Raw genomic sequence first — 15623 nt, forward strand, 5'->3', positions numbered from 1 at the left:
AGATGTGTATAAGAGACAGTTCTGCGCCTCCCCCGGTTCGTCAACCAACACCTCTTACGCTCGACAAAGCTCTCACTTATCTGCCTGGAGTCGGTCCCCGCAATGCCGAGCGGTTAGCCAAATTGGGGCTGTATACCGTCCGGGATTTGCTGTACTACTATCCGCGTGATCATATTGACTATGCGCGACAGGTAAACATTCGGGAACTGGAGGAAGGCGAAACAGTGACACTGATCGCCACTGTCAAGTCCTGTCGTTGCTTCACCAGCCCTCGCAATGAAAAGTTGACGATTCTAGAATTGGTGGTTCGAGATCAGACTGGACAGATCAAACTCAGTCGCTTTTTGATGGGGAGTCGCTACAGTAATCGCGGCTGGCAGGAGCAACAAAAACGCTTGTATCCGGTAGGAGCGACGATCGCGGCTTCTGGTTGGGTGAAACAAACCAAGTATGGGGTAACACTAGAAGATCCAGCGATCGAGGTATTGCAGCACGAAGGGGATGCGATCGAATCCTTAAACGTCGGTCGGTTGGTTCCGGTTTATCCCCTGGTGGAAGGGGTGGGAGCGGATCTGGTCAGACGTACTGTAGTGACAGCGCTCCCTGCCGTACAACAAATTCAGGAAGCGTTACCGGATGGCTTACGGGAGCAGTATGGATTAGTCACGATTCAGGAGGCGATCGGGCATATTCACTTTCCTGATGATCAGGACACCCTAGCAGCGGCTCGGCATCGCCTGATTTTCGATGAATTTTTCTACCTGCAATTAGGCTTACTGAAGCGCCGGAAAGCCATGCAGCAAACTCAAGCCAGTGTGGTGTTAGCGCCTACTGGCAAACTAATTGCTCAGTTCTATGACCTACTTCCCTTCCAATTGACCAATGCCCAGCAGCGAGTTGTGAATGAGATCCTGACCGATCTGCAAAAACCTGCTCCCATGAATCGGTTGGTGCAGGGGGATGTGGGTTCCGGGAAAACGGTGGTGGCGGTGGTGGCAATGCTAGCGGCGATTCAAGCAGGCTACCAGGCAGCGATGATGGCTCCGACTGAAGTTTTGGCAGAACAGCATTATCGCAAGTTGGTGAATTGGTTAAATCTGCTGCATTTGCCTGTAGAACTGCTGACCGGATCGACGCGAGCGGCTAAACGGCGACAGATCCATGCCCAGCTAACAACTGGTGAGTTACCTGTGTTAGTGGGAACTCATGCGCTGATTCAGGACACGGTGAATTTTCATCAACTGGGACTGGTGGTGATTGATGAACAGCATCGGTTTGGCGTGGAACAACGGGCACGATTGCAGCAGAAGGGCGAACATCCTCATGTCCTGACCATGACCGCCACTCCGATTCCTCGCACGTTAGCCTTAACCTTACATGGCGATCTGGATGTCAGCCAGATTGATGAACTACCGCCGGGACGCAAACCGATTCAAACCACCGCGTTGTCGGGACGGGAGCGGTTGCAAGCCTATGAATTGATGCGGCGAGAAATTGCCCAGGGGCGGCAGGTGTATGTGGTGTTGCCGTTGGTGGAGGAGTCAGAGAAGTTGGATTTGAAGTCCGCGATCGAGGAATATCAAACCCTTCAGGAGCGAGTCTTCCCTGAATTCAAAGTGGGATTGCTGCATGGGCGCATGACCTCGGCAGAAAAGGATGAGGCGATTACCCGCTTTCGCGATCGGGAAACCCAAATTCTGGTTTCGACTACTGTGGTGGAAGTGGGGGTGGATGTGCCCAATGCTTCGGTGATGTTAATTGAACATGCGGAACGCTTTGGTCTATCACAATTGCACCAGTTAAGAGGTCGAGTCGGTCGGGGAGCGGCGCAATCCTTCTGTTTACTGATGAGCAGTTCTAAGACGGAAACGGCTCGACAACGCCTAAAAGTGCTGGAGCAGTCCCAGGATGGCTTCTTTATTTCGGAAATGGATATGCGGTTTCGCGGGCCGGGTGAAGTGTTGGGGACTCGGCAATCCGGACTACCCGATTTTGCTCTAGCTAGTTTGGTTGAAGATCAATCGGTTTTGGAATTGGCGCGAGAAGCCGCCGAAAAGGTGATTGCTGTGGATGAAACCCTGAATCGTTGGCCGTTGATGCAACAGGAGCTAGAGTTTCGTCACCGCCGCTTAATGGGTGGGACAATTCTGACGTAATGGCTTGGGCAACTGAACCGTTACGTTGGTCTAAGGAGATGATATAACTACTGTTTATCCCGCTAGCGATCGCAGTTGTCTCCTATGAATCCTGCTCTGAGCCGTATTGGTCACGATATGTCCCGCCTGACTGGGGTGCGGGCAATTATGAAAGACATCATTGAAACGATACGAGCTGGGGGCGATCGAGAATTTATTAATCTCAGTGCGGGAAATCCGCTCATTTTGCCGGAAATTGAACAACTGTGGCGAGACTGTACGGCGGATCTGCTTGCCAGTTCCGAGTATGGCGAAGTTGTTTGTCGATACGGTTCTAGCCAGGGCTATCAGCCGTTGATTGACGCGATCGTCAAGGATTTTAACCAGCGCTACGGGTTAAGTTTGACCGATCGCAATATTTTGATTACACCGGGGAGCCAAAGTCTCTATTTCTATGCGGCGAATGCCTTTGGTGGCTATACCGAAACTGGAGAACTCAAAAAGATTGTGCTGCCCCTCAGTCCAGACTATACGGGGTATAGTGGGGTAACGCTGGAAGGGGATGCTTTGGTAGCTTATAAACCCACGCTCGATATTGACGAAGCTGCCCATCGGTTTAAGTATCGCCCGGATTTTAGTCAGTTAACCGTTGATCACACGACTGGCTGCATTTTGTTCTCCCGTCCCTGCAATCCCACCGGGAATGTGCTGACCGACGAGGAAGTTAAGAAAATTGCCGCACTAGCTGATCCCTACGATGTCCCAGTTTTAGTCGATTCTGCCTATGCGCCTCCCTTTCCGGCATTGAATTTCACGGAGATGAACCCGTTATTTGGCAACAATATTCTCCACTGTATGAGTCTCTCGAAAGTAGGCTTACCGGGAGAACGGATTGGCATTGCGATCGGGGATCAGCGCTTTATTCAAGTGTTGGAATGCTTCCAGACTAATATGTGTATCCATTCGTCTCGCTATGGGCAGGCGATCGCCGCCCGAGCGATCGCCTCTGGAGCCTTAGCGGATCTGGCGGTGAATGTGATTCGTCCGTTTTATCAGCGCAAATTCCATATTCTAGAAACGGCTCTGGATGCGGCGATGCCGAAGGCGGCTCCCTGGTTCCTGCATCGAGGGGAGGGGGCGATCTTTGCTTGGCTATGGTTGCGCGATTTGCCGATGACCGACGCGGAGTTCTACCAACTACTGAAACAGGTGGGCGTGATTGTGGTTCCTGGGAGTTCGTTCTTCCCTGGGCTACGGGAGGAATGGAGCCATAAACAACAATGTTTGCGGATTAGCCTGACGGGAACCGACCAAGAGCTAGAAATCGGCATGACCCGGTTAGCGAAAGTGGTGGAACGAGCTTATCAACCGAGTTAGGAATGAGAGTTAAATCAGTTCGAGATTTGGTAGGGACAGGTTTTGCTGTCAAACCCATTGCGGGATACAGATTGGCTGCTAAACCTGCCCGGACAGTTTACGGTTTTATGAAGCCTACGATTCTTAGGATTGCAATTTATCAAGGTGTAATTTTGCGTAGGGGCGTGGCATTCGGTAAAAAATCCTTACTATTAACCCAGAAATCTCTGCCGAATGCCGCGCCCGTACAAAAGTTATTTAGTTTCCATTCCTTAGTGATTTATTGTGAGTGAGCAGTTTGTAGAAATTGGCAAAATTGTCGCGGCTCAGGGCTTGAAGGGCGAAGTCCGGATCTACCCCAGTTCAGATTTTCCGGAGCGATTTCTCCAACCCGGAAAACGCTGGATTCAACGATCGCCCAACTCAGAACCCCAGGCGATCGAGTTAGTTAAGGGTCGCTATTTGGATGGCAAAGGGCTGTATGTGCTGCAATTCGCCCAGGTAGACGATCGCGAAGCCGCCGAAGCGCTGATCGGAAGTAAATTGCTTGTCCCGCAAAGCGATCGACCCCCTCTGGAAGAGGATGAGTTTCATATTCTGGATTTGATTGGGCTGGAAGTAATTGACCAGGCGACCCAAACCCTAGTTGGCAAGGTGGTGCGATTAATTCCCGCCGGAAATGATCTGCTGGAAGTGGAACGATCGGATCAAACCACGGTGCTGATTCCATTTGTCAAGGCGATCGTGCCTGTGGTGGATTTAGCTCAACGCCGAATTGAGATTACCCCTCCGGCGGGACTGATTGACTAATGGCTTGACCTGCCAAATAGCCTGTTGTCCAGGCACTTTGGAAATTAAATCCACCCGTTACCCCATCAATATCGAGAATTTCGCCTGCCAGATACAAACTGGGGCAGCACCGACTGCTCATGGTTTTAAAGTCCACTTGCTTGAGGCTGACTCCGCCACAGGTAACAAATTCTTCCTTAAACGCGCCCTTACCAGAAACCCGATATTGTCCTTGAGTTAATTCTTGAATCAGTTGGTTCAAGCTTTTATGCGAGACTTCTGCCCAGCGTTGGTCGGCATCAATGCCAGCACTAGCGGTCAATCGCTCCCACAGGCGACGAGGAATCGGGATTGGACAATTTGTGGCGATCGTCCGGCGAGGAAACTCCGACTTTACCGCTAATAGTTGTTGCCGCAGAGTTTCTGGATTCAGGGTCGGTATCCAGTTAATTTGTAACGTCGCCTGGTAGTGGTGATCATGCAACACTCTGGCTCCCCATGCCGACAGTTTTAGCACCGCAGGCCCACTCACGCCCCAATGGGTAATCAAAATCGCCCCGGTTTGCTCTAACGACGTGTCGCCAACTTTTAACCGGAGTTTGACCTCTGGCAGCGATACTCCCGCTAAATCAGCGAATCGCGGATCTCGGAGATTAAAGGTAAACAGGGAAGGTACTGGGGGTTCGATCGTATGTCCTAATGACCGAGCGATCGCATAGCCTTGCGGGCTACTTCCCGTTGCCAATAACAGCCGATCGCCCTGCAAATGTTCCCCCGACTTGAGTTCAACCTGAAATCGATCGTTCTGGTAGTTCACTGCTTTAACGATCGCCCCCGTCCACAAACGGACTCCCGCCTGGGTCGCCGCTCGCATTAGACATTCGACGATCGTCGCAGACTGGTCTGTCACCGGAAACATCCGACCATCGGCTTCAGTTTTCAGGCGGATTCCCTGCTGGGCAAACCACTCGACCGTATCTTTGGGTTGAAAGCGGGTAAAGGCTCCCCGTAAGGCTTTGCCCCCTCTGGGATAATTTTGAATTAATAGAGCTGGCTCAAAGCATGCATGGGTGACATTACACCGACCACCGCCGGAAATCCGAACTTTTGCTAGAGGTTCACGCGCCGCTTCTAACAAAACCACTTCTACATCAGGATTTCTCTGGGCACAGGCGATCGCGCCAAAAAATCCGGCGGCTCCCCCCCCAATCACAATCACTCTACTCACGTAACCTCTACTTCCCTCAGCACTCAGCACTCACAGCAATTTTCACTTGGTTAAACCACACCACTCCCCACTCCCCATTCCCCATCTTCACTGTGGTTTATTCATCCGACAACGGCTGTAACACTCAGCACTTCTCAAACGCTTTCTGGTTTCATTCAGGAACCTATTGTGCCTCAAATTGAGATTTATCTGCTCCACAGACGGGACAAACCCAATCATCCGACACATCCTCAAATGGAGTGCCTGCCAGGATCTCATTTTCGGGATCGCCTGCCTCCGGATCGTAAACATACCCACACACGGTACAAATATATTGCATGGCTCATGCCCTCCTGTTACACATATTCGCCTGCTAACAAAAAGCCATGGCATAAAGCAACCGGAGAATCACCTGTACCATTCATCGGGCATTCATACCGGGCACAATGGACACAATTCGACTGAGTCGGCAGTACCAAATCGATCGCGGGATACACACTAATTCCCTGCCGGATAAATGCCTGGGCTTCCAATTCGGAAATGGTCTGACAGATTAAAATCGTTCGTTGGATATCCAGGGCACGACGCTGGTAATTGATCTGCTGGAGCGTTTCGCTAAATGACTGCTGTTCTGATCGAATGGCAATTAATACCTGTTCCGATAAACTGGTAAAGCAGGTAGGTTTCGTCTGCTCAAAGAAATCTTTGTATTGAATCGTTAGTGTGCCATCAATATGGTGTCGGGTGCGAATACAGCGCAAGAACGGTAGAGTGAATGTCCCGTTCGGATCGATCGCATACCACCAGGACTTGTACCAGGCATCGGGCGACAGGCGCAGCACCTGATCAATTTGTTCAGAGGTAAACCCCGAGGTTTCCAGTAGGGCGATCGCGGTTGCCAGAGCCAAATTTTGCCCCAGGACATGCATTTCTGACTCATGTTGGGTTAATCGGGCGAGTTCCCGACTATCTTGCATTCCCCGATTGGCTGGAGATTCTAACTGGGGTTGCGAGTCCGCCAGCACACACTGAATTGCCTCCACATGCAGCACCCCATCGGCAGCCTGTTGATGATCTGTAGGGATACTGACCTCACTGGCAACTAAGCCCACCCGTTCTGGCGTGAAGATCGCTGGAATACAAGTGGCGAGCAGGGAAGTCAGCACCGAACTATCTGCGATCGCCAGGGCAATCTGAATCTGATCACGAACCTGCGTTGCCCTGACCTGTTGATGGACTGGCGAAAAGAGGGGATGATTGGGCATGGACGACCCCTTGGTGAGCAGTCAAATGTCCTGCGTGATGTCATTGTGGCAGTAGTCACCCAATTCTTCCAGCGTCTCAGGGGTTCTCTTAATAAATCTCATACCATTTCGTCCAGAGAGTTTTACAGCAGTTTTCGCCCCCCTAGCCCCCCAATTTTGGGGGGAACAGGAGCCAAAGTCCCCCAGAATATAGCCTGACGGCATCGTAGAAAGGGGGCTTAAAGCCCTACGGGCATACTAGAAAAGGGGGCTGACCGAATTGATAAGTATGGTGCATTCATTTGAAAACGGCTGTAAGTGATCAAGCGATGGTTCCCAGAAGCCACCCAGACTCGTTATCCTTTCCGCTCTTCCCGGACAAAAATTAATGGCAATAATGCGCCTAGTCGCAACATGGCAGATAGGGCAAACAATCCTAATAAACCGCCATAGCTGCCAAACTGAGCCAAGAAGCCGCCTGCCGTTGTTCCCAATGCGCCACTAATCCCTGCGAAGGCTGCCACCACCCCAAAATAGGTCGATTGGTTATGAATCGGAGCCACCCCTAGCTGCAAGTTACTGGCACACAAATCGATCGCGGCGCTGGTTCCCCCGATCGCAAAATGTAAGAGTGGCAGCCACAGCCAAAATGAGATCGGTTGGGCATCCGTAATCAGCCACAGCAGAGGAGTCAGCGCAAAGGCAATGCCGACTACCAGCAAAATGGGACGATTACCAATGCGATCAGCGAGTTTACCCCATAACACCAACGTTGCCAGATTTGCCCCCGCCATCAAACTGTTGTATAGCGTCACCTGACTGATATCCAGATTCAGGTTATCCAGCATATACAGGTTGAAAAAGGGCGTACTCAGGTTAACGGCGAATGTCCAGAAGTTGAAATACAACAGGAATTTGAGGAAGTTAGAATTTTGCCAGATTTCGCTAAAGGGAATACTTTGGAGCAGGGTTTTGCGATCGCTCGGCAGGCTTACAGGTTGAGCTTCGGGTGAGTGGGGATGCATAACTGCCAAAGGTTCCGCCTGGGGATTCACATCCACCATAAAATTTTGAAACCAGAGGCTCACCAGTCCGGCGACAATCCCTAGTAGCAAGATCACCCCGTAACCTGCGATCGAGCCACTAAACCATTTGGACAGCATCCAGCCCATCAAGGGCACCGAGATCAGATTCGTGAGGGTCGCCGCACTGTTGCGTAAACCGAAATAGCGTCCCCGTAGTTGCCGGGGCACTAAGACTGCCATCCAACTCAGCCAGGGCGCACTGCCTAACGCTCCCAAAAAATAGCTCAGTCCTGCCGTTGCTAAAGTTAGCCCGATCAACACCGACGACACCGCATCCTGTGAACTGATGAAAAAGATGCCAATGACTAAACCCAACCATAGCGATCGCGAAATCCCATAAATCCAGAGACAGTAGAGATGCCGACTGGTGGTTTTCTCCGAAAAGTAAGCTCCGATTGGTTGTACCAGATTTGCCAGCATGGGAATCGACATCAACATGCCGATTTCCGTAGGGTTTGCGCCCAGCTTCAGCAGGAAATTAGTCAGTAGAACGCCCCCAGTAACATTGGAGAACAGGGTGGCAAAGACACCATCGAATGTAGACGCTTCCAGGCTGGTGCGGATTTTATCTTTAGAGGTATTAAGTGTAGTGGTCAGTGGGCGGATTCTTGCCTTAGTTAGCTTTGGCGGTGGCTCACTGAGGGTAACGGCGCCATCGGTACAGGGTTCCATGAGCGGTAAAGCTGCCTGAAGAGGTAAAACTTGAGTAGAATCCTCGATCGCTTCAACAGATGCAAACTCCACTACTTGTCCTCGCTACCGAAAAGAGGGTAAATCAGCCTGTCCAAAGAAACATTCTTGAGAGAGATATATATAGGCTTGTTTCATAATCTACATCACTCAAGATCATGCTTGGTTAAGCAATTCTTCTGAGAATAAACAGCGGCGAGAGCGTAAGCATCATCCCCATGAAGGAAATAAACCCCGGTGAAGTGCGGACTAATCTAGAGATAGAACTAACTTTAAGCCCGATCGTTAAACGATCAAGTATGAACCTAAGCAGGGAGTTGTAATCTAAAGGTGAACGTTCCAGGGACTTTAGCCCAGCAAATTCCTTCTGATGGAACTTTTATCCGTTCTATGGCGAAATTCCGACTTCCCTATTTCCTGATCGCCTTACTTCTACCGCTGCTGATCTGGGGCTGCCATCACTGGCGACCATCTCCTCCTGTAGCCGCCGATCAGGTCATTACATTAAAACTGAGTGGTTGGGGTGCGAGTCCTACAGAACAGCGATTACTCCAACAGGTTTTGCAAGATTTTGAAGCCAGCTATCCTACGATCAAAGTCAAATTTGAGGTGATTGCTGATCAATATATGGATGTGATTAAAACCCGATTGATTGGCGATGCCGCTCCTGATGTCTTTTATCTGGATGCTTTAGAAGCACCATTTTTAATGGCACAGAATGTTTTAGAGCCATTGGATCGCTACATTACGCCGGAGTTTGACCTGAACGATATTGAGGAAAACCTGCTACAACCGTTTCAATATCAAAACCAAACTTATGGTTTGCCGAAAGATTATTCGACCCTGGCTCTGTTCTATAACCGACAAGCCTTTCAGGCAGCGGGATTAACTGCTCCCCCGACAACCTGGGCAGATTTGCTGACGGCGGCTCAACAACTGACGATCGATCGCAACCAGGACGGCAAACCGGAACAATATGGCTTGGGCATTACGCCGGAATTACCTCGATTGATGTACTCGATTCGCTCATTTGGCGGTCAGGCAGTGGATGACAATGGCTATGCAACCTTTGCTAGCGATGCGGCACTGCAAGGTCCTCAGCAAATTCTGGAACAATACCAGCGCGATCGCACCTCTGCCCGTCCCTTAGATGTTGGCACGAATAACGGCAGTGAAATGTTTGGTCAGGAGAAAGCGGCGATGGTGCTGGAAGGAAATTGGGCAATTCCCTTTCTAAAAGACACTTTTCCATCTCTCGATTTTGCGACGGCGGCAGTGCCCCAGATGAACAACCAACCGGGGACAATGGTGTATACCGTTGCCTATGTGATGAATCGTCAATCTCTTCATAAACAAGCCGCTTGGACATTAATTGCCTATTTGACTGGCAAAGTGGGCATGGAGAAATGGACGAGTACCGGATTTGCCCTGCCCTCCCGGCGATCGGTGGCGGCTAAACTGCAAGTCGATCGTGATCCCTTACGAATGCCTCTGGTAGCTGGAGTTCAATATGCGACCCCCTGGCAAGTCGGTCGTTATCCTGCGACAATCATGAATAGTTTCAACAACCAGTATCTAAGTGCCTTATTAGGGCAACAAGCTCTCAAACCCGCGATGTTGCAAGCCCAAACCAGTGCCAATCAGCAAATTCGGGCGGCTGAGTAGATCGTACTGTCAGCCGTTGTTCCGGGAGAGGAATCTGATTAAGACTTTAAAGATTTTGCAAAGTAAATTTAAGGGCGGAATCTCCTGGTTAAATCAGGGTACGGACTCCCATACTGGTTGCTCTGCTCATCTCAGCACTGATATTCGTTGGCTGGGGATGGATAGCCAGTACAACGATCGCATCTCTGGAGATCTTTGCCTGTGCCAGCGCCGCCTTCGACACCCCATATTTTAGTGATTGAAGATGAACCAATTGTTCGTGCAAATATCTTGGCACTTTTACGAGCTGAAGGCTTTCAAGCCATAGGAGCTGAAAATGGTCAGGTTGGTGTCCAGTTAGCTCAATCTCACTTGCCAGATTTAATTATTTGCGATGTGATGATGCCGGAGATGGATGGATTTGATGTTCTACAAAGGTTGCGTCAAACTGTCACCACCAAAATGATCCCGTTTATTTTTCTATCGGCGCGATCGGAACGGCAAGATTTCCGGCAAGGTATGGAATTGGGCGCAGATGATTATCTGACAAAACCATTTACGCGAGCAGAGTTATTGCAGGCAATTACTACCCGATTGAATCGGCAGGCGGACATTAATCAGCTTCAACAGAAAATTACTGAACTTCAGCAGGCTAATTTCCTGAAAGATGAATTTGTCAATACCGCCGCCCATGAGTTGCGGAGTCCCCTGGCAAATATCAAACTGGCGATCCAAATGTTGGAGTTAGCCAAGGATACTGAGAAACAACAAATTTATCTCAACCTACTCCATAAGGCCTGCGATCGCGAGGTTGAACTACTGAATGATTTACTGGATCTCCAACGAGCAGAAGCCAGCTCGAATGAACAGTCGTTAGAAAAACTTGATTTTCAGCGATGGATTCCTGCTTTTACGGAACCTTTTTATGGGCGCACCCAACAGCGACAACAACAGCTAGGTGTGATTTTAGACCCTCATCTTGCATCCGGATTAATTAGTGTTCGTAGCTTTGAGCGTATATTAACAGAACTACTCAACAATGCCTGTAAATATACTCCTCCCGGTGGTAATATTTTTCTGGAAATCATCTCAAATGAAAGTAGCGTACCTTCGAGCAAGGCTACTAATCATTCTCTAACTCCAGAACCACCTCGATCACTGAAAAATACCTTGACGATCGTCGTGCGAAATCAGGCGGAAATCCCAGCCCACTCACTACCTCTCATCTTCGATCGCTTTTATCGGATTCCCGGTGGCGATCGCTGGAATCAGGGGGGAACTGGTTTAGGTCTAGCTTTGGTGAAAACATTGGTTGAGCAGCTCGGAGGCGATATTCAAGTAACCAGTGCTTCAGGTTGGACAGCATTTATAGTAACGCTGAAACTATCAAATTTCTACGGTGAAGATTGACCCGTTTGGCTGATTCTCAGTCACCGTAATGCTGCCATCATGGGCAGTAATTGCCATTTTGCAAAATGCCAGTCCTAACCCAGTTTGGGAAACATCCTGGAGAAACCGACCCACCTCATACTTCTCAAAAATACACTGACGCAGTTCCGGGCTAATTCCACTGCCTGAATCAGCTACCTGAATTTTGGCATGTCCTTCAGCCAGATAATCAATTTGCAGCCTGACTTGACTCCCACAGGGTGAAAATTTAATCGCATTAGATAGTAGATTATCCAGCACGCGGCGCAATAAAGACGCATCAACCCAGACGCTTTCTCCCGGTTCTGGAAGTTGACTGTTCAGTTGGATACGTTTCTGGGCGGCGATCGCTTCAAAATCAAAAAGTGCGGCTGTACCAATTTCACAGAGATCAACTTCAGTCCGATGTAAGAGGAGTTTGCCTGCCTCTAGTTTGGCTATCACTAACAAACTATCAATTAGGGATTGAAGTTGCTGCCCCGCGACCATAATTTGGTCTAACTTGCGTTGTGGCTTCTCTGGTAAATGCATTAATTGCAGCACAGTGCCAGCTAATAAAATGCTACTTAAGGGATTGCGCAGATCATGCACAATCATATTTGACATATCTTCCCGTAATTGTAATGTCGCTTGTAAAGCATCATGCTGTTGCTTGATTCGTAACATCGAACGTACTCTGGCTCGCAACTCTGTACCATTGACTGGCTTACTGACAAAATCATCTGCACCAGCGTCTAAACATCGCGCTAAATCCTCTTTGGAGTTCAGAGCCGTTACCATAATGACAGGAATTGGTTGCCAGACTGGATGGGCTTTAATTTGTTGGCATAGCTCAATCCCATTGATATCGGGCATCATTACGTCTAATAAGATGACCGAGGGTAAGTAAGCATCAAGGTATTTTAATGCCTCTAACCCGCTGGTGGCATAGTCCAAATTGTAACCATCTCGCAACAACAACATTTCGATCACATCAAAGTTGTTGGGTTCGTCATCAATCACCAAAATAGATGGTTGGCTCGACATCAGGCTGACTCCAAGAGGCTGAGAAACAGTGGCATGGTACTGATTGGGCAATTAACGGCTATATCCGAAGATATAATGTGATTTGAATCAGTTTAGATACTGATTAAATTAAGTGAGTATTTCTGCTCATTCATTCATGCTTGTTTTGGTTATAAATCTTTTCTTAACGTAATTGGGTAAGAACCAGTGGTTGGTTATCTATTGGTTGCTATTCCAGAGGGTAGGGTTAGCAAAGGTTATTTTATTTTGCTTAGTTTTCCCATTGTGCATCCCTAAATTGCTAGGGTAAAGCTCTAATCGACAATAAATTAAACGGGGTATTTAACCATTTTTCTTTTGATTTGCAAATATAAATTAACGATACATTGAATTTTCTTTTGGGCAACCTAACGGTAGTTCTTCCTCATCAGCGCTTGGACAGTTATTTAGGAAGGGGTAATTAGCAGGGAAAACACGGCTATGACACAAATCCTCGTTATTGAAGATGAAGTTACGATTCAAGAAAACACCCAGGAGGTGTTGGAAGCCTACGGATTTGAGGTCATCACTGCTGATAATGGGGCGATCGGCGTTCAATTGGCGCGATCGCAAGTCCCTGACCTGATTCTGTGCGACATAATGATGCCCGAGTTAGATGGCTATGGAGTGCTGGCAGCGTTGCGTCAGGATGCTGTGACCGAAATGATTCCAATCATTTTTCTCACTGCTAAAGCGAGCCGAGCCGACCAGCGCCAGGGGATGAATTTGGGAGCAGATGATTACTTGACCAAACCTTTTACGGCAGAAGAATTGCTGGGGGCAATCTCTAGCCGCCTGGAGCGCCAAACGCGGTTGACCCAGAAATATATAGACGAGCGACAACGAACCCGACAACTGAAACAAGAGTCCCTCCAACATCAACAAAAGCTGCAAGCTAGCCAGCAACTTGAATCCCTTAAGACTGAACTACTCCAGAAACTATCCCGAGATTTGCGAGATCCACTTTCCAGCATCAACATGGCAATTCATTTGCTGAGACAAGCTAAGTCTGAAACTGAGCGTGAGCAATACCTGGAAATTCTCCAGAAAGAGTGTGCCCGTGAAATTCAGTTGCTCAACGAAATTGCGAATCTTCAAGAACTACTGACTCCAGAAAACACGCAATTACTCCAACGGTTCAAACTCTTAAACCATTGATGAGCCAAACATTCAGTCATAGAGCGATTCGCTCGGGATTGTGACCAGATATCCGTGAGAACTCTGCTTCACAAAGCCCTGTGATTGCATGTTTGGTGATGACTATCAATGACCAACACCCTATAAAGGGTAAGGGTTTAGCTTGGTCACAGTTGATTGCACTAAACACCTTACCGCCGAGTAAAGGATCCACCCTATTGCCTGAATGGACATAAGCCTGAATCACTAGCCGTTCAACAAACAACCTATTAAGCAGGCTCACTTGTTATTGTGGCTGATTGTTTGTTTACCTGCCATCAGAGCATTTGACAAATTTTAATTTAATTCTGCTGTCCGTATACTTTCTGAGCAATACGGAGATGAAATTGCGTACTGATACCTAGATTAAGTAGTGAGTGTTTCTCAACTCGATCGGCTAACTGATCCGCTAACGCGATCGCGAAGCAGGAGAGCTTAAAAAGTAGTTAACTTGGCTGAACCAAAATTCGGTGTTTGCCGAAAGTTATGGCAGTGGTTTTACTCAAACTACGGAATGACTGAGTTCCCGGTTTGTCAGGATGGGGTTTTGCTAAATGATCCGCCATGATGAAGGGTAAGAACCTCTACATAAAACAAGAACAGTTTAGGCATGGGTGTTCAATTAGTTCAAATTGGCTACTAACCAGCCATTATTTAATAGGGGCATCAAAACCATGGAAAAAATTTTGGTGATTGAAGACGAATTGACGATTCGAGAAAATCTTCAAGAAGTGCTGGAGCTTGAAGGGTTTGAGGTGTTTACAGCAGCAGATGGGCGATCGGGCGTTCAACTGGCTCAACGAGAAATGCCTAACCTGATTTTGTGCGACATTATGATGCCAGAGCTAGATGGCTATGGTGTGCTGCAATCGCTTCGCCAAGATCGTGCGACTCAGATGATTCCAGTAATTTTCCTGACTGCAAAAGCCGATCGCGTGTATATGCGACAGGGCATGGAACAAGGCGCTAATGATTATTTAACTAAACCCTTTACCGTTGATGAACTATTAAAAGCGGTATCAATGCAGTTTGCCAAGCAGTCTGTGATCGCGCAGCAAACTCAAATGAAACTGAATCGCTTGTGTAACGAAATTGTCTTTGCGCTCCCGCGTGAACTGATGGTACCCCTGAATGACATCTTGGGCATGACTCAGTTTTTGATTGAGGAACAGGATGAAATTGAGCCGATGGAAAGTTTGGAAATTGCCCGCATGATTCAGGATGCCAGTAAATCACTGCATCGAATTGCCCAAAACTTCTTGATTTATGTCAGTTTGGAGTCAGTCTGCCGAGATCCAGAGCAGGTAAAAGTCTTTCGCCAAACTCGGAGTCGGAGTCTCACCCAAGATGTGATTATTGAAGTTGCCTTACAGGTTGCCCAGGAGGCGGGTAGAAGAGCCGATTTACAGATAGAAGTGCGGGAGGGCATTGTCCGTTTATCGGAATTTGATCTACGCAAAGTCATCCAGGAAATTGTCAGTAATGCCTTCAAATTCTCTAAACATGGTACTCCAGTGCGAATTGTTGGCTGTCCGAGTGAGCATTCGTTTGATCTGGTAGTTGCCAACACTGGGCGAGGCATGACGGAGCAACAGATTGCTGAAATTGATGCGTTAAAGCAATTTGATCGACGATCGTTTGAGCAAAGGGGATGTGGATTGGGACTGGCGATCGCCAAACGGACGGTTGAACTCTATGGCGGCAAGTTTTCGATCCGTAGTGTGCCCTATCAGCAAACGATGGTTCGCATTGATTTACCCGGCGGTCTATTTTATGGTGCTGAAGATCAATCAGCATCCTTATCTGCTGAATTGCAGTGAGTAAA

At 48.5% G+C, this 15623-nt stretch carries 13 protein-coding genes; 7 read left to right on the forward strand and 6 right to left on the reverse strand.

Annotated elements, in window-relative coordinates:
* The 3 genes from recG to rimM all read left to right on the forward strand — a co-directional run.
* On the forward strand, positions 1-2156 hold a 2156-nt coding region (gene recG, locus ACN4EK_RS18280), incomplete at its 5' end, for an ATP-dependent DNA helicase RecG (protein ID WP_431659534.1).
* An 84-nt stretch (positions 2157-2240) separates the two neighbouring features.
* The gene (locus tag ACN4EK_RS18285; protein WP_431659535.1) at positions 2241-3512 is read left to right on the forward strand and encodes a valine--pyruvate transaminase; all 1272 of its coding nucleotides are present in this window, start codon (positions 2241-2243) and stop codon (positions 3510-3512) included.
* A gap of 264 nt (positions 3513-3776) precedes the next feature.
* Complete coding sequence (rimM, locus tag ACN4EK_RS18290; RefSeq protein ID WP_431659536.1) at positions 3777-4301, forward strand: ribosome maturation factor RimM; 525 nt, start codon at positions 3777-3779, stop codon at positions 4299-4301.
* Here the strand turns inward: rimM and ACN4EK_RS18295 are convergent.
* The 4 genes from ACN4EK_RS18295 to ACN4EK_RS18310 form a co-directional block, all read right to left on the reverse strand.
* Positions 4273-5508 (reverse strand): BaiN/RdsA family NAD(P)/FAD-dependent oxidoreductase, encoded by a 1236-nt coding sequence (locus ACN4EK_RS18295; protein WP_431659537.1) that lies wholly within the window; start codon positions 5506-5508, stop codon positions 4273-4275. The two genes, rimM and ACN4EK_RS18295, sit on opposite strands and share 29 nt — an antisense overlap.
* Before the next feature lie 163 nt (positions 5509-5671).
* Complete coding sequence (gene rd, locus ACN4EK_RS18300) at positions 5672-5827, reverse strand: rubredoxin (RefSeq protein ID WP_431659539.1); 156 nt, start codon at positions 5825-5827, stop codon at positions 5672-5674.
* A 16-nt stretch (positions 5828-5843) separates the two neighbouring features.
* Positions 5844-6752 (reverse strand): hypothetical protein, encoded by a 909-nt coding sequence (locus tag ACN4EK_RS18305; RefSeq protein ID WP_431659540.1) that lies wholly within the window; start codon positions 6750-6752, stop codon positions 5844-5846.
* A gap of 335 nt (positions 6753-7087) precedes the next feature.
* A complete protein-coding gene (locus ACN4EK_RS18310) occupies positions 7088-8560 on the reverse strand; it encodes an MFS transporter (protein ID WP_431659541.1) in 1473 nt (490 codons plus the stop codon).
* 336 nt (positions 8561-8896) lie between these two features.
* Here ACN4EK_RS18310 and ACN4EK_RS18315 point away from each other — a divergent pair, with 336 nt between their 5' ends.
* Positions 8897-10171 (forward strand): ABC transporter substrate-binding protein, encoded by a 1275-nt coding sequence (locus ACN4EK_RS18315; RefSeq protein WP_431659542.1) that lies wholly within the window; start codon positions 8897-8899, stop codon positions 10169-10171.
* 88 nt (positions 10172-10259) lie between these two features.
* Here ACN4EK_RS18315 and ACN4EK_RS18320 read toward each other — a convergent pair whose 3' ends face one another.
* Positions 10260-10448, reverse strand: a complete 189-nt coding sequence (locus ACN4EK_RS18320; RefSeq protein WP_431659543.1) for a hypothetical protein — start codon at positions 10446-10448, stop codon at positions 10260-10262.
* On the opposite strand from ACN4EK_RS18320, the gene ACN4EK_RS18325 reads away from it, so the two are divergent.
* A complete protein-coding gene (locus ACN4EK_RS18325; protein ID WP_431659545.1) occupies positions 10442-11560 on the forward strand; it encodes a hybrid sensor histidine kinase/response regulator in 1119 nt (372 codons plus the stop codon). The genes ACN4EK_RS18320 and ACN4EK_RS18325 overlap by 7 nt on opposite strands.
* Here ACN4EK_RS18325 and ACN4EK_RS18330 read toward each other — a convergent pair.
* Complete coding sequence (locus ACN4EK_RS18330; protein WP_431659546.1) at positions 11537-12604, reverse strand: hybrid sensor histidine kinase/response regulator; 1068 nt, start codon at positions 12602-12604, stop codon at positions 11537-11539. The two genes, ACN4EK_RS18325 and ACN4EK_RS18330, sit on opposite strands and share 24 nt — an antisense overlap.
* Before the next feature lie 459 nt (positions 12605-13063).
* Here ACN4EK_RS18330 and ACN4EK_RS18335 point away from each other — a divergent pair, with 459 nt between their 5' ends.
* Both ACN4EK_RS18335 and ACN4EK_RS18340 read left to right on the forward strand, forming a co-directional pair.
* Complete coding sequence (locus ACN4EK_RS18335; RefSeq protein WP_431659547.1) at positions 13064-13780, forward strand: response regulator transcription factor; 717 nt, start codon at positions 13064-13066, stop codon at positions 13778-13780.
* A 692-nt stretch (positions 13781-14472) separates the two neighbouring features.
* Positions 14473-15618, forward strand: a complete 1146-nt coding sequence (locus tag ACN4EK_RS18340; RefSeq protein WP_431659548.1) for a hybrid sensor histidine kinase/response regulator — start codon at positions 14473-14475, stop codon at positions 15616-15618.
* Positions 15619-15623: the final 5 nt, after the last annotated feature.

Source organism: Pantanalinema rosaneae CENA516 (assembly GCF_050753385.1).
GTDB lineage: Bacteria > Cyanobacteriota > Cyanobacteriia > Leptolyngbyales > Leptolyngbyaceae > Pantanalinema > Pantanalinema rosaneae.